This is a genomic window from Stenotrophomonas sp. YJH_SMC_21 (assembly GCF_059369555.1).
Window position 1 is genome coordinate 343,630 of sequence record NZ_JCAFSU010000001.1, and the last position, 17,649, is coordinate 361,278.

The window sequence follows — 17,649 nt, forward strand, 5'->3', positions numbered from 1 at the left end:
TGGGTGGAAACACTCAGCGCAGGCTGCGCCGGCAGGCAGCCTGCACCAGCATCAGCTGCGCTACCAGGATCAGCATCGCGCCGCCTGACAGCAGCCACGGGTCGATGTACCACTGCGCGTTGAAACTGAAATCACCGGCGGAAATGCGCTTCCAGCCGTTGAAGTGCTGCATCGCTGCAACCACGAACGCGAAGCCGCCCGCTGTGTACGACAACCAGGGCACGATGAGGCTCCCCGGCCGCGCGAACAATGTCAGCACGCCCAGCACACCGATGACAGTGCGTTGTACGCGGCAGTATGGGCAGACATAGGCCATCCCGCTCCACTCCACCGCCCAGGCCAACAGGCTGACCAGCACGGCCACGCCTGCGGCTGTGTACAGGACTTTCGGCGTGATCGTCATGCCACCCTCGTGTGCCATCCGGTGCTCCTTGGTTGAAAGACCCGGGCAGGGTAGCAGTGCTGCAGCCTCATCCCTTCTTGATGACAGTCCGCTTGCCGATGGTGCTGGTCTTGCCAGCGGTCGGCCTGGCCAAGCCAGGAATCAGGAAATCGGTGGCCTTGTGGCCCATCGACACCTTGGACGCCAACCAGCGCGGCATGCGCCCGCGACCGGTCCAGGTCAGGCGCTTGTATTCCGGGTCGCGATACTTGGGCGCGACTTTGCCGGATTTACGGCGGGTGGGTTTGCGGGCGGGCGCAGGTGTTTCCGAGGCTTCGCCACCGAAGAGTTCTTCGAGGGTGTAGCCGGCTTCGGCCGCGGCAGCCTTCAACATCCGCCGCACCGCGCTGGCCGGACGGCGGCTGGAAATGAGCTGTCTCCGCTGTTCAGCGGCAACCACCAAGGCGCCCAGCTCCCGAAGGCTGAGCGATTCAATATCGATCGTCATGGTGGAAAGGTGTCCTGCGGCCGGCCAGCTGTCAAGCCGCCTTGCCCGGTACGTAGACACGGGCTTCACTGCCGGTGGGCTCCGATCGCCTTCGGCAGCCATCTCCGAGGACTTCGACGTGAGCAACTCATCGCATTCGCTCGCCTACCTGCTTGCGCGCATCCTGCTGATGGCACTGTTCCTGGTGTCCGGCATCGGCAAGCTCGGCGACCTCAGCGGTACCCAGGGCTACATGGAAGCGATGGGGGTACCCGGCATCCTGCTGTGGCCTACCATTGCTTTCGAGATCGGCAGCGGCCTGTGCATCCTGCTGGGCTTCCAGACCCGGCTGGTATCGATCGTGCTGGCAGGCTTCAGCCTGGTCACCGCCTTCATCTTCCACCACAACGTTGCCGACCCGACCCAGCAGATCATGTTCCTGAAGAACCTGGGGCTTGCCGGTGGCTTCCTGCTGCTGGCCTGCACCGGGGCGGGGCGCTACAGCATCGATGGGCGTGGGCGGCGCGGATGATGGCGGCATGCCGCCATCATCCCCGGCCCACGGGCTGGACGCGCTGCAGACGCAGGTTGCGCCATGTCGGCTGGGAGCTGCGGAAATCCACCGCTTCGCCATCGCTGGTGAACAGCAGGCCTGGCTCCACTTCAGTGACCAGGCGGATGCCATCGATGTACAGCCAGCCCTGTCGCTGCTCCAGCACAACGGACATCGCCGGTTTCCCCCATTGGTCGATGCGATAGCGCCCCAGCCAGGGTCGCCAATGGGACGCCTGCGGCCCTGTGGCCCCATCGATGGGATCGTTCTGGTCCAGGCCATCCTCGCCGTTCGTACATTCCAGGTGCGCCGGCAGCCTCTCCGTCGCCGCATGGTAACGGTACGTCGCAACCTCTCCATCGGTGTCCGCGGTGAACAGCTGGTCGCTGTCGATGGCCGCAAACCGTCTGCCCACAGCTTGCGCCCCACGATGCAGTTGCAGTTCACCGCTTCCGGCAACCACGATCTTCGCCTTGCCGCTGCGCCCTATCCAGTCTCCCGCCATCCGCTGCATCTGGTCCTGGTTCAACCTGATCGGCGCCAGGGACGATAGCGGCACACGCGGCTGACGGGGCCCGAAACGCGCCGACAGCAATTGGTCGAGCAGACGCTCGCCGATGCCGTACCCCGCGGACGTCGCGCGGTTGAACATCGCGGCGAATCCAGCGTTGGCCTGCCTGCAGTAGGTGAACACGCACCCGAATCCGAAGCCTCCACCGCGATGGTGAAGCAGCCGCACCGGCGTACTGCCGTAGAGACGTTCGCTGCGCATTACGCCGAGCCCGTAGTCACCACCCAGGCCGAAGCCATGCATCTCGTCCCAGAGATGGGGCTCGAGCAGCTGCTGCGCGCCGGCTTGGCCGCCACCGAGCAGGAAGCCAAGATACTTCGCCATGTCGGCGGCACTGGTCCAGACGCCTCCCGACACCACCAGCGGTGTCACTGGCGGCACCTGCGCATAGCCCTCCTGGGTTCCCAGTGCCCGACCCTTGCTTGCCAGGTAGACCGACGCATCGGCCGTACTGTCGTGCATTCCCAGCGGCTCGAAGATCCGGCGTTGCAGCCATGCCGGATAGCCAATGCCCGCAACCTGCTCAAGGACATGACCGGCAAGGTCGAAGCCCAGGTTGGAATAGCGATAGCGCGTACCCACCGGAAAGCGCAGCCATGTCTGCGAGATGCTGCGGACGTGCGCATCAAAGCCCGGTGACGCCGGTTCGTAATTGTTGCCCAGCGGCGCCTCGTGCGTGAATCCCGCGCGGTTGGCAAGCAGCAGGCGCAGGGTGATGCGCTCCTGCGGGGAATGCTCGAAGCGACTGCGCACGGTGAACGACGGCAGATAGCGGGTAATGGGCGCATCCAGATCAAGAATGCCGTCCTGCACGGCCAACAGCACCGCCACCGCCGCGAAATTCTTCGAGGTGGACTGGATGCTGAACATCGTGCTGGCGTCCGCGGCCGCGCTACCCTGGCCTGATACGTGACCGAAGCCTTCAGTCCAGCGCACCAGCCCGCCTTCGACCAGGCAGACGGCAGCGGCACCGATGCCGCTGCCTTGCATGGCCGAGCGGATCACGCCGCGCTCCGCTTCGATCAGGTTCCCGGTGGTGACGGTGGGCTGCGCCGCCGTGGCAACACCGGTGGGCATGAGCGTGGCCGCCGGAACAGCCGCGACATTGGCCAGGAAGGCGCGACGACTGAGCGTACCAGGCATCAGATCACTCCACTTCGGGATGCCGCCATCTTCCCGCCAGCAGAAATGGCGGGGCATGTGTCATTCGGCACAGAGTGCGGTGATCGACGGTGCTGCGCCTTCGCCGGCCGAGCAGGCCTCAGCCCGGAGGGTCCGGCAAGCGGATTCCCTGCGCCGAAACAAAGGCGCGGGACTCGCTCCAATAGGCCTGTGGCGGTTCCCGCAACTCTGGTCGCGCCCAGTAATCGTTGCCATGCAATACGCTCATCACATGACGCCAGCCATCACGCGGATCATGAACCTGAAATCGACCGCGATGATGGCGCGGATGATACGCGTAGTGGCCGAGCGCCTCCTGGCGCGCTTCATCCGGCGAACGACCTGTCTGATGGACCAGCGTCCATGCACGCATGTGGCGCGCATGCGCGAGCGCGCCAAGGTACTCGTCCTCATCCAGCAGTGGCACCCGCTCACCGCGGGCCAGGCACAGTGCGTCCGATTCGGCTTCATAGTCCAGCGATGGCTGCGCCAGTTCCGGGCGCCGGTGCCAATAACCTTCCCCTTCCACCTGCAGCATCGCCCAATGCCAGGGCTCGTCGTGGAAGATCAGCGCGTGTTCGTAATCGCGGCCGGGGCTCTGGTCGGGATAGCGTTGGCGTGCCTGTTCAAGTGCCAGCGCCTCGGGCACCTGTCCATAGTGGACCAGGCACCAGGCAAACAGGTGCCGGCTGTCTTCGATTTCGTTGGTGAAGTCTTCCACCGGCGTATCGGTGCTGGCCATGGTCGATCCCTGTGTGCGGATCAGATGGTACCGACGCTGCAGGTCGCGCTGGGGAGCGATGAGACCTGCGACCGGTCAGGCGAGGTCGGTTGGTGGGCCCACCAGGACTGATATACCGCACGTCATTCATTGCCCTGCAATGCTTTCGCGACTAGCCTTCACTCCTGTTACCGCCAAAGTTACCGCCATCAAGAGTTCCTTTAGGAGACGACAATGCGGGCCCGTGAACAGGGGAGTATGAGCACACAAGTGCTGACATTCGAGGATCTACGCAAACTGTGTGCGCCTAATGGTCCGTCGCCACGATTGTCTACGGTGGAGCGTTGGGCCCAATCACAAGGCATTCGGTACAAGTACGATGGCCAAGGTGGGATATGGACAACCATCGACGCTCTGAATGCTGCATTGGGTCTGCACGCAGCAAGAGAAGACGAACAGTATCTAATCGACCTCATCTGATGCACTTACAGCATGTGTGCGATTTGGTGAAACCCACCGATGTGACTCGACCGTGGCACGGATCTTTGGCCGACACGCACGATATGACCAGCAAGCCGACCTGGTTGATGCGCGAGGGGAGGATCTGCAACGCGGGCGGATCTTGAATCCGTTCGCTGGCTCGGGCACGCCCCTGGTGGCTACCTAGATGGGAGGGGGCTTGGATGGCGCGCAAGCCACCGCATCAGAAGCTGAGCCGCTCCTGAGCCATAAATTGTTCCAAGTTGATGCAGGGAACACTGAAATGCTGGCAAACGTTGGGAATTTTCGCGGAGTTGGGCTTGAAGTGCTCCTCCGTCACCACTGTGAAGCTGCGGACGGCGCCAGCCGCGATTACAAAAGGATCGGCAACAGGAGTACCGGTTAGACGCTGCTGCTCACCGATGATGCTCTGAAAGTGAGGAATAGCGAGGATCCTAGCGACGAACTGAAGCTCCCCCGCACTCGGTGTCGTAAACATCTGAGCGTTGGCATCAAGCCACTCCGTGACGTATGGCACAGGAGACCCATTGCCCAACTCCCGTCGCACCTCGCGGGTGGAGACTATAGAGCCACTTTGAGCGAGAGCCCCAAGGTGGCGCCACAACGACCCAAAAACCTGCGGGTAGTAGTGTTTTAGCTTGCTATAAGAGCCTGTATCGAAGACATACATCAGTTGCGCGTCCTATGCAAAACCAGGTCTTCCAGACCAGGCAGGTTCGCGGGCTTCACTCCAAGATACTCAGCGGCACGCTCAGAAGAGAGCTGTCCTCGCAGGCGCCGAGCAAAGACCTCCTGCAGAAGCGTATCGCTAAGATACGCTCCTTTACTGGCATACCAGCTGCCCCCGCCCCCGTCACGTTCAACCATCTGATCCGTCCACTCCCTGGCCTTGCTCTCGTAAAAATTCCGCGTTGCTCGTCCCGCATCCAAGAAGCGTCGCAAGATGGCCTCACGACTCACACCAAAATGCCGAGCTACACCAGAAAAGTAGGCATCGTCCAATGCGTCTACATTGGAAGGAACGCCAGCGGTTACACGCGAGAACTCGTCAAATGGGATCAGCACCTCAGCAGCCACTGCGTTGCAGAACACTTCCAACTCTTGCTCTCGGACTGGCAATTCCCTGATGTAAGAGGTGTCGAACTTTGAAATGCCACTCACGTCGAAAAGAATATGCGCAAGCTCATGTAGCAGCGAGAAGATTTGACGGGTCTTCGTGGTGCTGTTGTTGATATAGATCAGTGGAAACTCGTGATCTCGCAGGCAGAACCCAGAGATGGTCTTCTGTTTAAAGCTGTCCTTGAAGACGAATACACCCATCCTCTCTATCGCCGATCGCCAAGCCTTCAAGGCTTGATCGTCGCCCCCCCACTGCGCCTGGGTTGGGCTATCTATTCCGAGTTCGCGACGAATGTTCATAGCCTGAGCGGCAACGTCCTGGTTACGCTGCAGCGACACGTGATGCCAGATCTTCCTCGGAGCAGGATTGGTCTCGCTGTACAGGTCTTCCAGACCTACCTGATAGGCGCGCGCCTTTCGTAGGTGCAGATACGTATCCCGCGACAGACTCGCCAGCTCCTCGGCCGGCAGAGTACGAAACTGTTGCCTTGGGCTGACCTCCTGCGGCGGCTCTGGCAGGAAGAAGACGGCCAACGGCCTTTTGTAAAGCTCATAGGCAAGCCGCTCAAGCTGCGGGTAAGTGGGCGCACCGTCGCCGGACTCCCACGACTCCACCTCGGCCAGCTGCCGCTTGAGCCTGGTCGCCACATCATCCACTGACATTCCGGCGCTCTCTCGAGCCCAGCGCATCACGCTGGGCTGGATGCCCACAACTGGCTCGCCTCTCATTGTTACTCCTTCCTAGCGGGCGAAGTATCGCGGCTCTGGGTACGCCGCGCCAGTGCCTCCCCAGGGCCTTCTCGGACGATTCTGCCAGACCGCGCCAGCCAAGGACCGGGCCGATGCGGGCCAGTCAGACTGCCTCCCGGCTGCGCTAGCACGCCCGGAGGGGGCAGTGATGGGAGCCGCCCCAGCTCCCCCGGCGAGCGCACTCGTCTCCCCGCCACGCCTGTGCACTTCATAGCCTGCCTTTTCTGCACTGCCTGCACACAGGCCAGAAAAGACCCAGCAAGGCTCCCGACGGCATTGAGAAGTCTTGCGACTCCCTGCGAATCCCTGCACCCAAAGGGGTCACCGGCGGGGTCGTGAGCGATCAAATTGAAGCCAGACGCGCAGTGATCAGGGGAGGGAGAGAGAGGGCATCCAATAGAGTCCAAGAAGAAAGCGCCCACTACTTACGGTGTTTCAGGAAGGCTACGAAATGAGGCCGTGGAACACTTCTTTGGTTACAGCCCTGTGCAGGCACTACTTCCCCTATCTCCCAGCGCCACCCCAGTCTCACAATGGTTTCGCCGTTTTACCTGCTGTTTTGCTGTCTACCATTTCCTGTTCTCGATTTCGACCCACTGTTTTTACTGGTTACAACGGCACGCTGGTTACACCCTTGATCAACCCCATATATATCAATTACTTATGATTGATCCGGATGCGTACCAGCCGCTGGGAACCACTGGTTACACTGGTTACAGCCAAGACCGCAGAGGCGCATGGCGCACTGGCGCCGCATGACCCCCAAATCGGGCGACAGCGGGTTGGCCAGCGGCACCATGTCTCCACGCGCGAACGGTAGCCCTTGCACATCGCGCCGATCTGCGGAATGGTCACTAGGCATCGCACTGCCAGCCGGGCACTGGGCCAACCGCAACGATGCGCAGCGCAAGGGCGCGCTCGTTAGCACCGCAGAGAACGATGAGAAGATGCAAGGCCGCCAACGCGACCGGGGGCAAAGCCAAGCAGCACGCGGAGTCTGACTTGAAGCAGCTTGATCACGGAACCGTCGCGCAGTCCTACACCCTTGCGCCAGACAGGGCGGTTCTTTACCCCGAGCAGAGCTGACCGTCAACGGCTTCAAGCCGGAGATTGACGGCACCGCCTGGCTGGTCCGCAAGGCGACCCACACCCTCAGTGGGTCATCCGGCCTCACCACTTCGCTTGAGTTGGGGCGTGGCGCGCAATCAGGCTGACCATCATCTAGCCGCTAAGCTATCACGGCGCCGCGCCTTACCTTTCTCTAGCCCGGTCGCTTATCTCTTCGATGTGCTGCCACAACGAATCATTCTGTCGGAGCACCTCCCCCCGAATACTGAGCGTCTGTTTGAGGAAGTTGCAGTACTTCTCCAGGGCACGATGCTCGTCTTGCTCCTGTCGAAGCGACTGCAGCCGATCCCTCCACTTAGGGACTGGATCCGAGGCGACAGGAGGCCTGTAATTGCCCCTAAGCCATTCAGCCAAACGTGGCCCGATACGAACTGGGCCCTTACACCCGTTCTGCTGCGCGTACTGCACGCCTTTATCAGAGAAGGCCAGAGGCCAAATTTGAGCCTCAATGATCGCAGCGTCCCTAGTGTGGCATTTGGTCATTGGTGCGTTATCGACGTAGAACGCTATCTGCCCATCAACTGAATCGATCACGCTCTCCATGTCTCGGTACAGATCATCGATCAAGTTGCATCTCATGCCGGAGGCAACGATCTTCAACCTCCCCCAAGCGTGGTCGAATGCATTGTCCTTGGTCCATGGCGACCATGACGATTCGCTCTCCCCAAGATACTTCGCCACGCGATGAGACATCTTTTCGCCACCGGATGACCAGGACGTGGGTCTATACCGAGCGAGAAGATCGCAGCAGGTACGCAGGTAAAAGTTGGCTAGTGAATGAAGAATACCCTCATGTCTCAACCCTGCGTGGTATGAGCTATTGCGGAAGGAGTGCAGCCAATTTATAGACTGACTCATCGGCTTCGTTAGAAGGCCGGTCTGCAATGCGAGCGACACTTTTGCGTCAAACTTTTGCTCCAATGCAGAGGCGAGAACCCTAGGATTGACGGGAGGCTTTCCCGTTGCGTTCCACATATTTACATAGGCTTTCTGCTCTTGTGCATGCCTATGCAACGTTAGCTCAACCACATTATCCACCAGCATGATTGCAAAGCGGTCAAAATTCCTGTCCTTCAACGCCAGCTGATCCAACGCCAGATCGAGTTGATCGATGTGGTCGTACAGCATCTGACGCAGTGGGGTGTAATCCCCTCTTGCTCCATCTATCGCCATCATGGCAACTCCTTTTTGGCCGGACGCATCCCAGTTAGGTGCTAAATGGTATCGCTCATCTCTAACAGTACTGTGCCCGGAGGGTCCGTGAAACAAGATCTGCCTCAACGTCCGCAGTGGCTCTTTCCCAGTACCGAGAGGCTACTCGATAGGCGAGGAACAGGACGGGATGCGGGAGGGCACAGCAGCCAGCCGTAAAGCCATTGGCAGAATTCTCCGCGCCTAACGGATTGAGAAGGCCGTAGCGCCGAATCGATGGGCCTATTGGAACCTGTAAGCGGAGGATGTTCGGCACCGTCTGCATAAGGAGAAAGCACTGACCGACCTGGCAGTGCCCGCTCGAGGCGGGGCACAACTTCCCCGGTAGCGGCATCCGCATAGGTATCCATTACACCGCGCCCCCGGCACTGATTTGTGCCTGCAACTGTGAACGGCGTGCCGGGCTACGAACCAGCCCCATATCCACCGCGCTCAAATCCAACAGGGGCAATGCCAGCCGCTGCGCCACCAGATCGGTCACCGAGGAATCATTCAGGCGATGGCGCACCGCGTAGCCAAGGCGACCAAAGAACTTGCTGGCCAATTCATCGGCACTCGCCGACTGCCGATAGTGCACGCCCCCATTCTCTGCCTTCGAGAACAGAGCGAAGGCCACCGCTAGGCTATCGCCGGCTTGCGCAAGCAATTGCTCATACGCTTGGCCAGCAGCATCGCTGGTGACACCCTCTGCCGTGCTGAGGTAACGGTCAGCCACCTCGGCCAATTCCAGCTCCAGCTTCGGCAGCTCGGCCGCAATCTCGTCCTCCATCGCCACATATTCCTCAGCCAGCGAGAGCGCAGAGCTCTCGTTGGCGCGCAGCTTCTGAATATCGCGGGTAAGGTTCCCATCGGCATCACGCAGCTTTGCACTCCATTGCTGGCGAGCAGCGACGGCATCGCCCTGTGCTGCCAGCTTGGCGCGCTGCAGCGTATCGACCTTGGCCACCAGTGCGCGCTTGCGCTGCACTGCACTGGCCAACTGCTGTGCCAGCTCGTTCAACCGCTGCCTGTTCTCCGATACCGGCGCAACCTCGCTCCCTTCACTGAATCGAATGGCCGGCTCGGAAGTAGTGGTGTTGATGCTCTGGTTGTCGCTCATGTTGAATCTCCATTGAAAAGATCTGGCGGGGGTAGGCTCACCCGACACTGTGTCGGCGAGCTGTATGAAAAACAGCGCCGCTCACAGGCCGCTGTCGTGAACCTTGCGAGGGTCGAAGACGAAGACGCGGATGGCGCCCAAGCCTGGGACACGTACGGTTTGGGAGGGCCTGCCGTCAGCGCTGCGCTTAAGCCATCCGGCCTCAGCCAGCGTGCGTGCGGCCAAGCGCACATCGAAGCCCGCACATAGCTCCCGTCTGAACGCTTCCTGCAGCACCAGGTATTCCGTCAATCCAACTTCATCGAAGCGCCGGAAACCTACGCGATCGCGCACCGGCACAGTGCCTTCAGGGCTGCGCAGCGGCTCAAGACGGCTTTCGCCGTGGGCCTCAAAGAACGCACGCACGCGCGAGAGCAGTTCGTCGGTGTCGGCGCTGCCGGAACCGCCCCGACGTTGCAGCCAAGCCTGGAAGCACGCGGCGACACTGCGTGTGGCCTCACCCTTTGGCCAGCCGGTGATGCGGTGACGGCAGCTGCTGGCCAATTCCCCGGCAAAGGCGACAACAGCAAAGCGCTCGGCCACCCGGCGCACCTCCCCGGAGGCATCTTCGGGTACGTAGGTGGCCAGGAATCGGTCGGTGGATTCGCGCAGCTGGGCGGTCAGCGTCGGGCTGTCCTGCTGGGTGAGGTAACCCATCCAGAGCGGCCATGGTGCGCCGTAGGTGCGTGCGGCGGCGTCCTTGAGTAGAGCCGACAGCGCCGCTCCATCGCTGGCATCGTGTAGGCGCTCAAACACGCCGTGCCCGCCCTCGGCCTCGGCTGGTACGTCGGCCAGGCGCACGGACTGGCCCGCCCGTGCCTGCTTGCCCACCTCGGCCATGTGCTGGGCCAACCCGACCTCCCCGGCCGACAAGATCAGCACCCGCCATCGTGCCGCCGCACGGGCCTCGCCGGCCCGGTTGGCGCGGCTTTTACCGTTGCCATTGGCCAGGAGATAGGCCGCATCGCCGGCCTGCTTGGGATCGATCTGCGCCAGCTCATCCAGGATAAGCGTGGCATCGTTGTGCAGCACCGCCACGCCTTCCAGCCCGTTGGCCGTGCTACGCCACTCGCGGGCATATTCCGGCGGACCTACCACGCTGGCCGCCACGCGCAGCGCCGTACTCTTGCCGCTGCTGCTGCCACCTACCAGGTGGAAGCCACCGCCCGTAGCACCAGTGAAGTGCAGGAGCGGCCCAGCGAACATGGCCGACACCGCCAGCACCAAGCGCGAATTGTCCTGGCAGCGCCGGGCCACGTCGCGTCGCCAGTCCTCCAGCGAGCCAACGGCTGCATAGTGATGCTGCAATCCGCCGCTGTGCTGGTAAACCAGCCGTTCGTCACCGCTACCGTAGCTCTCTCCGTTGGGCAGCACGTACCGGCCCTCATGCCAGCCTGGCACGGCGACGTTGCGGGCGCGGGTGTCGATGCGCTCTTGAATGATGTAGGCCAACAGGCGTTGCATGGTGTTGCGGTGGGCCGACATTTCCACGCCACCAGCGGCCAGCTGTCGTACGAACTCGCGCGGATCGCCTACCAGCATTTCCGCAGGTGCCGCCCACTGGTGGGGATGTCCATCGGCATCGGTCCAGGTCAGCAACCGCCCCCATTCCTCGCTCTGACCGTTGCGGGTCTTGGCCTCGACCTTCAACGGCGAGCACACAAACACCGGCTCGGCCAGGTCACCGTCCTCGGTGACTCCGACGTAGTACACGCCGGTCTCGTTAAGTTGGTAGTGGGCGCGCACAGCGCTGCCACTGTCGTTGTCGGCGACGCGCTTTTCACCCTTGGTCTTGCCCTTTGTGCCTTTGCGCACGGCGCGTTGAATAGATCCGCGTACGGCACCGGTACCGGCGCTCTTGGCGGCATCATTGAAATCGACGGAAGTGACGTTGTTCATGCACGGGGCTCCGGTGCCGCGTCGGCGTTACGCGCCTTCGGGATAAAGAGGAAAATCATCAGGAAGTAGCCTCATGGCGTGGCCGCGGCGGCATGGCCACCACCCCGCCCACGGCATCGGCGGCGCGCTGGGCGTTGGCCACGCCCGGATTGATACCAAGCCGCGCGGCAGTGGCCGCATCGTCATCGGCGCACACCACGATCACTGCCGTGGGGAACTTGGCGCGCAACGCACAGGCCACCGGCTCGAGGTTCCCGGCATCGAAGGCCACAGCGGTGGGGTGACCAGTGGCCTCATGGATGCTGGCGGCGGTGGCATAGCCTTCGGCGATACACACCACGTCGCTAATCGTGCGGCCCACGGCGTAGTACAAGCCGCGCTTACGGCCACCGGCCAGGAAGCGCTTGCTGCCATCGGTGGCGATGGTTTGCAGGCTCCACAGCCGTCCCTGTGCATCGCGCAAGGGCACCAAGAGCAGGCTATCCAGCTGCCGCAGACCGTGAGTGCCCACGCCCTTGGCCACCAGGTAGGGATGATCGGGGGCAGCGGCGGTGGCGCGCTGCCAGCGCTCTCGCGCCTGCTGCCGAGCCACAGCCTGGCGTTGGGCACGCTCGGCCTGCTGCTGCCGCTGTGCGCGCACCACGGCCTCGCGAAGCGTCGCGCGATCGGCCTCGCTCAGCGCCTCGCTTCCGACTTCGCACCAGGACTCATTAAGTCCGGTCTTCCAGTTGCCATAAGCACCAGCCTGCGGCGGGCCTGCGTGCAGCACATACCAGCCGCTGCGCTGACCGTTGCCATCGCCCTCGGCCCGTACACGCCGCAGACGGCCATCTGCCACCGCCGTATCCAGCATCAGCCCCGCCGAGCGCAGGGTGGCCAGGAAGCTGTCAGGCCGCATCATCGTCGGCCTCCAGCTGGCTGCGGTGCTTGGCGCTGGCCACCACAGTGGCCAGATCCTCATGCACATAGGCGGCGCTGAACGCTACAGCGTCAAACGGCACAGCCATGCGCTCATCAACGCTGGCCAGCAGCAGCGCGGCCGAACGCGCGCGCTCCAGGCGATTGAAGCTGTCCTCGCTGATCCAGTAGCCAAAGGGCATGCGTGCGGCCCTGGGCGCGGGCGCTTGCGGCGGCTCGGCAGCAGCCGGCTTTGCTTGCAGATCCTCCAGCTGCAAGGCCATGCCTCGATCAAACTGCTCCTGCGACTGCGCAGGTGCAAACAACGACAGGCGCACGCGCACCCGCGCCGCAACGGTGGCCAGCTCCACGCAATCGCGCTCCAGCGGCCACAGCAGACGTTCGCGCAGGCGGTCCTCCAACGGATGGCCTTCCAGCGCCTCATCCAGTTCGCCACTGAGGATGGCCAGACGACGTGAGGCCTTGTTGTGGAGGCGCTCTACGCGACGGGCCACCTCAACAATATGGACGGTACGCTCGGCATCGAACCAGGTATCGGTGATGGTGGCACTGAGCACGCCATCGGCGACGCCCGGCACGCCGGACACACTCACGGTTTCCGTGTTCATGCAGCCACCTCCGCGTCTCGGACCATAGCCAGCAGCTGGCCCACGGAGAGTGCTTCCAGTGCACCAGGGCGGCATTCCAAGGCGGCTACCAGCTGCGACAGTGCAGCCATCGGCATCGTGTGGATGCGCTGCAACTGGCGCGCAGCGCTAAACAGGTCATGCGTGGCCGCATCGTCATTGGCGACGGCGACATTCATGGCAGAGACGTTCATCGCGCGGCCTCCTGGACGGTGGCGGCAATGGCGAGCTGCACCTCGCCCAGCGTCAACGCCTCGGGCGCTTTGCCGATGGCGTCCAGGCGCGCAGTCAGCGCAAGCCAATGAGAATGATCCCAGTCGAGGGTGTCGGCGATTTCGCCGAGGTGGTGAGCGAGACGGGTGGCAAAGCGCGACGGCGCGGCCAGAGTGTCATGAGACATGGCTGATTCCTTGTGTAAGTTGGAATCCGCCGCCCCAACGCCAATTGGGGTGACGGACGGTACGCGGTTGGCGTGCCGGCACAAGGACCGGTGGGGCCGAAGCCCCCCGCGCACCGCCCGCCGTAGAAGTGGCAAGCAATCGCCCGCGACAACACAGCGAGCAATAAAAAAGCGCCGTGCATCGGTCGATGGGCGCTGGTGCGCCTTGTGATTCGGGACGCCAATCCCGGTCGCCGATTGTGCGGCGACAGGGCAATGCTGCGCCGGTTTCGCTGGCGCTGTCAATAGGTGAGTCATCGCCGTGCCTTGCCAGGCGTCACGGGCTCTTGCGCGACCTGTGCACTGAGCGCGGCACGCTCTGCGGGGCTGCTGATGGGCAGGCAGATGTCGCCGCTCGGGCAGGCACTCTGTGCGTGCGTACGCACGATCTCTGTGTAGGCCGAGAACGTATGACCACACAGCGCGTTGCGGCACTGGAGCAGCGACTCGCGCAGCAGTTTGGAATGCAGCACGCTGGTACGCACGATGGCGGCCGTATCGCAATGCGGGCAGCGCAGGAAGGCTCTTGAACTGGTCATCGCAGCGCCTCAGCAGTCAGTGATGGAACGGCTGCCCGCGACACCACGCGTCAGTGCGATGCGGCCGCCTTGCTCAGTCCGGCTCTGGGAGAAATTCAGCGCCAGATTCGGTTGCGCCACAGCCGTGCGCAGATGCTCGGCGAGGAACTTGGCCTCTGCCGGGCTGAGGCTGAACTTCTGGTTGGAGATGGTCAGGACGATGGTGTCTTTCATGGCTGCACTCGCAGATGGGTGTCGGGGATGTGGGTGGCAATCCACGCGTCCACGTCCGACTCCAACCAGACAGTCACGCGCGGGGAAAGGGGGATCGATGCGGGGAACCGGCCGCGCTTCATCAGCCAGTACAGGTGCGAGCGGGAAATGCCGGTGCGGCTGAGTACTTCGGGCTTGCGCAGGAAGCGTTCACCGCGTACGGCGTCAGGCCGGGAATGATCGGCAGGCTGACCAGGTGCGGTCGCGGGAGCGGCGGGGGAACCAAGCATGTGAGAGGTCGCGGGGCTGACGTTTCGTCAACCGCCGCCCTGTGTTGTGGGCTTGGTTAGAAGGCTAGAGACAGCTGCCGCTCAACTCACGCAGCTCGGTGTGTAGGGAAAATTTTTACAGTATTTTGTAAAATTACACATGACCAATTCCCCTTGACACCTCAACCTTGCGACGTTCCAGACAACTGGCGGGAGCTGACAAGCGAGCGCAGCAGTCAGGCCGCCACGACTGGTTGCGCAGGACAAACGGACGCGCCCTGGCAACCTGCTGCTGCAGGCCAACGGCGCAGAATGTGCGGCGAGCGAACTATCGATTACCGGCGGGTTGAGTCTGGTAATCGGGCGTCATGGCGACAACTCGGCGGCCCTCAAAGCCGCCCGCTGGCCGGAAAGGCTGCGGCAGAGCAATTCAATCGGCGCGCGCCATCGATCCACATACGTCCAATGTGGATCGATAGGGCACCACTGTAACCAGCGTAACCAGCTGTAACCAGTGAATGCGGCGCTCCGAAAATGGACGCAACCGACTGATTTAGAAGACTTTTGGCGGCGGTGTAACCAGCGTTACCACTGTAACCAGCAAAAACAGCAAGTCAGAAATGATAGATGGAAGAACGGGAGGTCAGTGGGTGCTTCTAAGGCCGTCCAGATAGTCCGCCCAGGCCTGCATCATTTTCGCCCGTTCGACCAAGTGAGCCGTACGGTTGTATGCCCGTCCGTTTGGATCACGCACAGCGTGTGCGAGCTGGTGCTCGATGTAGTCCGGACGGAAACCCAGCACCTCATCCAGCACCGTTCGTGCCATCGCGCGGAAGCCGTGCCCGGTCATCGTGTCAGAGTCGTAGCCAAGGCGACGTAGCGCTGCGTTGATCGTGTTCTCGCTCATCGGGCGCCCCTTGCCGCGAACACTGGGGAACACGAACTCTTTCCGTCCCGTCAGCGGGTGCACCGATCTAAGAATCGCCACAGACTGGGAAGCCAGAGGAACAACGTGCGATTGGCCAGTCTTGCTCGCCGTAAAACGCCATTCGCAACTTTCAAGGTCGATATCCGCCCATCGCGCACGACGAAGCTCACCGGGGCGCACGAAGACCAAGGGCGCCAGACGCAACGCAGCCATGACAATCGGCGAACCTTGGTAGCCGTCCATTGAACGCAACAGGTCAGCAATCAGCTTGGGCTCCGTCATGCTGGCGAAGTGACGCCCCTCGGGTGGAGCAAGGGCCCCTTTCAGATCTTCCGCCACGTTCCTGTCGGCACGGCCCGTCGCTATCGCGTATCGGAATACCTGGCTGACCAACAGCCGCGCCCGATGTGCGGTCTCGACAGCCCCTCGCCCTTCGATCTTGCGCAGCGTCTCCAACAGTTCACGTGCTGTGATCGCTGCAATGGGTCGTTGGCCGATGTACGGCGTCAGATCCTTTTCGATCAAGCGCGTCTCTCGCTTCACCGACCCGGCAGACAGCTTCTTGGCTCTCATCGCCAGATGCTCACGTGCCAGCGCCTCAAACGTGTTGGTGGCCAGTTCCAGGCTGGCCACCTTCTGCGCCTTGCGCTGCTCACCGGGATCAACACCTTCAGCCAACAGCTTTCGCACAGCAGCATGGCGCTCGCGCGCAGATGCCAAGCTCACCTCTGGATAGGTGCCGAGAGACAGCGTGTTGCGTTTGCCGGTCACAGGACGCCGATAGTCCCAGCGCCACCATCTGGCGCCATCAGGTTTCAGCAGGAGGTACAGGCCTCCGCCGTCTCGCAGCTTCTGCACGACAGCGGTGGGCTTGGTCTTGCGAATGGCGGTGTCGGTCAATGGCATGTTGGCGGTAACTGACTTGGCGGTAACAAGTGTGGAGCGGGTGGAGGTTACCGCCAAAGATACCGCCAGAGAAGTCTGGATTCTGCTGGATCGCATAGGACGCAATCAGACGCAAAAAAGGCCGAAACACCTGATTTTTCAGGATATTTCAGCCTTCATCGGACAACATAGGATTATCAGTTGGTGGGCCCACCAGGATTCGAACCTGGAACCAAGGGATTATGAGTCCCCTGCTCTAACCGTTGAGCTATAGGCCCGGCGCAGCGTCACAGTGTAGTGGAGGCCGCGCTCGATCGGCTACCCGGCAGCAGCAAGAGCCTCAGCAACACGACCCAACCGCTTCTCCGCCACTTCCGCAAACCACACCTGCCGCCGCAGGTGTGCGTGGAACAGCGCCACCGTCCTCCTGGCCTCTTCCAGCCCCTTCTGCTTGTCGCCGCCGAAGCCCGCAAGCAACCCAGCACCCGACTGCGTCAGCAACGTCAATGTTGCTCTTCGGGCGAATCCCAGTGAATCCTCGCGCTCGTCGCGCATCACATCTTCCCAATCCAGTAGCGGCGCAAACGCGCAGTCATGCGCGTCCGATTCACGCCTACCGTGCCCGGCAGCAATCTCCTTCAGCTCCATAGTCACTCTCCTACGATTCGTCGAACCTCTTCCGCCTCCTGTTGAGAGAGGCGACCGGGTGCTTCAACACGGTCGTAGGGCCGCCCGCAGCTTTTCCCCTTGCAGGGTCTTGTATGGCTGCGCGCCACCCGGCCAGAAACCCTTGGGCTCACCGGAATGGAGAGTGTTGCGGATTGACCTTGGATTGCCTGCTGTTGCGGCAGACAGTCCGCCTACGACGGTGTGTTGAGCACCTGCGTAGGACTGTGTGGAAGAGAAGGTAGTGGCTTCAATTGGCGATTGCGACACCGTCTGCGCGCAGCACTCGAAGCTGGGTACTTGGATCGTTGAGCCACTTGGACTTCGGCCGGATGACGGTCTCCTGCGACGATGAATCGCAGCGAAGGGTTCAACAATTCTCAGGCCAGTTGCGTCACAAGGTGCGGCAAGCAACCGACACCTGTTGAGAAGATCTGCCGGATACGTCATCGCGAACAGCAGCCGAGCATGGCTCGGCTCTACAGATAAGCAGGAAAGGCACGCGCAACGCCCAAAAAGAAAAACCCCGCACCAGGCGGGGTTCCTCTCAACGCTTCAACAGCCG

Annotated in this window: 20 protein-coding genes and 1 tRNA gene; 2 read left to right on the forward strand and 19 right to left on the reverse strand. The window is 62.0% G+C overall.

The window, feature by feature from the left end:
• Positions 1-13: 13 nt before the first annotated feature.
• Together AC5P67_RS01510 and AC5P67_RS01515 are read right to left on the reverse strand one after the other, a co-directional pair.
• The gene (locus AC5P67_RS01510) at positions 14-421 is read right to left on the reverse strand and encodes a hypothetical protein (protein WP_005411174.1); all 408 of its coding nucleotides are present in this window, start codon (positions 419-421) and stop codon (positions 14-16) included.
• Between the two features lie 49 nt (positions 422-470).
• Positions 471-890, reverse strand: coding sequence for an H-NS histone family protein (locus AC5P67_RS01515; RefSeq protein ID WP_099561662.1), 420 nt, complete (start codon positions 888-890; stop codon positions 471-473).
• A gap of 118 nt (positions 891-1,008) precedes the next feature.
• Here AC5P67_RS01515 and AC5P67_RS01520 point away from each other — a divergent pair, with 118 nt between their 5' ends.
• Positions 1,009-1,401 carry a DoxX family protein gene (locus tag AC5P67_RS01520; protein WP_012481352.1) on the forward strand — a complete coding sequence of 131 codons (393 nt, stop codon included), beginning with the start codon at positions 1,009-1,011 and terminating at the stop codon, positions 1,399-1,401.
• Between the two features lie 16 nt (positions 1,402-1,417).
• Here the strand turns inward: AC5P67_RS01520 and AC5P67_RS01525 are convergent, their stop codons facing one another.
• Positions 1,418-3,193 carry a serine hydrolase domain-containing protein gene (locus tag AC5P67_RS01525; protein WP_308310026.1) on the reverse strand — a complete coding sequence of 592 codons (1,776 nt, stop codon included), beginning with the start codon at positions 3,191-3,193 and terminating at the stop codon, positions 1,418-1,420.
• A gap of 61 nt (positions 3,194-3,254) precedes the next feature.
• Positions 3,255-3,896, reverse strand: coding sequence for a hypothetical protein (locus AC5P67_RS01530; RefSeq protein WP_308310027.1), 642 nt, complete (start codon positions 3,894-3,896; stop codon positions 3,255-3,257).
• A gap of 237 nt (positions 3,897-4,133) precedes the next feature.
• Between AC5P67_RS01530 and AC5P67_RS01535 the strand changes: the two genes are divergently transcribed.
• Positions 4,134-4,355: a hypothetical protein gene (locus AC5P67_RS01535; RefSeq protein ID WP_099539930.1), complete on the forward strand. Its 222-nt coding sequence runs from the start codon at positions 4,134-4,136 to the stop codon at positions 4,353-4,355.
• A gap of 223 nt (positions 4,356-4,578) precedes the next feature.
• Here the strand turns inward: AC5P67_RS01535 and AC5P67_RS01540 are convergent, their stop codons facing one another.
• The 15 genes from AC5P67_RS01540 to AC5P67_RS01610 all read right to left on the reverse strand — a co-directional run bounded on the left by AC5P67_RS01540 (position 4,579) and on the right by AC5P67_RS01610 (position 17,066).
• Positions 4,579-5,046, reverse strand: coding sequence for a PIN domain-containing protein (locus AC5P67_RS01540; RefSeq protein ID WP_099539916.1), 468 nt, complete (start codon positions 5,044-5,046; stop codon positions 4,579-4,581).
• Positions 5,046-6,224, reverse strand: a complete 1,179-nt coding sequence (locus AC5P67_RS01545; protein ID WP_099539917.1) for an ImmA/IrrE family metallo-endopeptidase — start codon at positions 6,222-6,224, stop codon at positions 5,046-5,048. Before AC5P67_RS01545 ends, AC5P67_RS01540 begins: the two co-directional genes overlap by 1 nt.
• Before the next feature lie 1,272 nt (positions 6,225-7,496).
• Complete coding sequence (locus AC5P67_RS01550; RefSeq protein ID WP_227860013.1) at positions 7,497-8,549, reverse strand: hypothetical protein; 1,053 nt, start codon at positions 8,547-8,549, stop codon at positions 7,497-7,499.
• 385 nt (positions 8,550-8,934) lie between these two features.
• Positions 8,935-9,684 carry a hypothetical protein gene (locus tag AC5P67_RS01555; protein WP_227860012.1) on the reverse strand — a complete coding sequence of 250 codons (750 nt, stop codon included), beginning with the start codon at positions 9,682-9,684 and terminating at the stop codon, positions 8,935-8,937.
• 81 nt (positions 9,685-9,765) lie between these two features.
• On the reverse strand, positions 9,766-11,622 hold the full coding sequence (locus tag AC5P67_RS01560) for a DUF927 domain-containing protein (RefSeq protein ID WP_227860011.1): 1,857 nt from the start codon (positions 11,620-11,622) through the stop codon (positions 9,766-9,768).
• Positions 11,623-11,680: 58 nt separating this feature from the next.
• Positions 11,681-12,523 (reverse strand): toprim domain-containing protein, encoded by an 843-nt coding sequence (locus AC5P67_RS01565; protein WP_227860010.1) that lies wholly within the window; start codon positions 12,521-12,523, stop codon positions 11,681-11,683.
• Positions 12,510-13,148, reverse strand: coding sequence for a hypothetical protein (locus tag AC5P67_RS01570; RefSeq protein WP_227860009.1), 639 nt, complete (start codon positions 13,146-13,148; stop codon positions 12,510-12,512). Before AC5P67_RS01570 ends, AC5P67_RS01565 begins: the two co-directional genes overlap by 14 nt.
• Positions 13,145-13,360, reverse strand: a complete 216-nt coding sequence (locus AC5P67_RS01575; protein ID WP_227860008.1) for a hypothetical protein — start codon at positions 13,358-13,360, stop codon at positions 13,145-13,147. The genes AC5P67_RS01570 and AC5P67_RS01575 overlap by 4 nt, the downstream gene beginning before the upstream one ends.
• Positions 13,357-13,566, reverse strand: a complete 210-nt coding sequence (locus AC5P67_RS01580) for a hypothetical protein (protein WP_227860007.1) — start codon at positions 13,564-13,566, stop codon at positions 13,357-13,359. The genes AC5P67_RS01575 and AC5P67_RS01580 overlap by 4 nt, the downstream gene beginning before the upstream one ends.
• Positions 13,567-13,859: 293 nt before the next feature.
• Positions 13,860-14,144: an Ogr/Delta-like zinc finger protein gene (locus AC5P67_RS01585; RefSeq protein ID WP_088476048.1), complete on the reverse strand. Its 285-nt coding sequence runs from the start codon at positions 14,142-14,144 to the stop codon at positions 13,860-13,862.
• A gap of 9 nt (positions 14,145-14,153) precedes the next feature.
• Complete coding sequence (locus AC5P67_RS01590; RefSeq protein ID WP_227860006.1) at positions 14,154-14,357, reverse strand: hypothetical protein; 204 nt, start codon at positions 14,355-14,357, stop codon at positions 14,154-14,156.
• Positions 14,354-14,626 carry a helix-turn-helix transcriptional regulator gene (locus tag AC5P67_RS01595; RefSeq protein ID WP_227860005.1) on the reverse strand — a complete coding sequence of 91 codons (273 nt, stop codon included), beginning with the start codon at positions 14,624-14,626 and terminating at the stop codon, positions 14,354-14,356. The genes AC5P67_RS01590 and AC5P67_RS01595 overlap by 4 nt, the downstream gene beginning before the upstream one ends.
• 622 nt (positions 14,627-15,248) lie before the next feature.
• Entirely contained in the window at positions 15,249-16,439 is a 1,191-nt protein-coding gene (locus tag AC5P67_RS01600) for a tyrosine-type recombinase/integrase (protein ID WP_227860004.1), read from the reverse strand.
• Positions 16,440-16,620: 181 nt separating this feature from the next.
• Positions 16,621-16,696: transfer RNA gene (locus tag AC5P67_RS01605), tRNA-Ile, on the reverse strand.
• A gap of 40 nt (positions 16,697-16,736) precedes the next feature.
• Positions 16,737-17,066, reverse strand: coding sequence for a hypothetical protein (locus AC5P67_RS01610; RefSeq protein ID WP_227843410.1), 330 nt, complete (start codon positions 17,064-17,066; stop codon positions 16,737-16,739).
• Between the last annotated feature and the right edge of the window lie 583 nt (positions 17,067-17,649).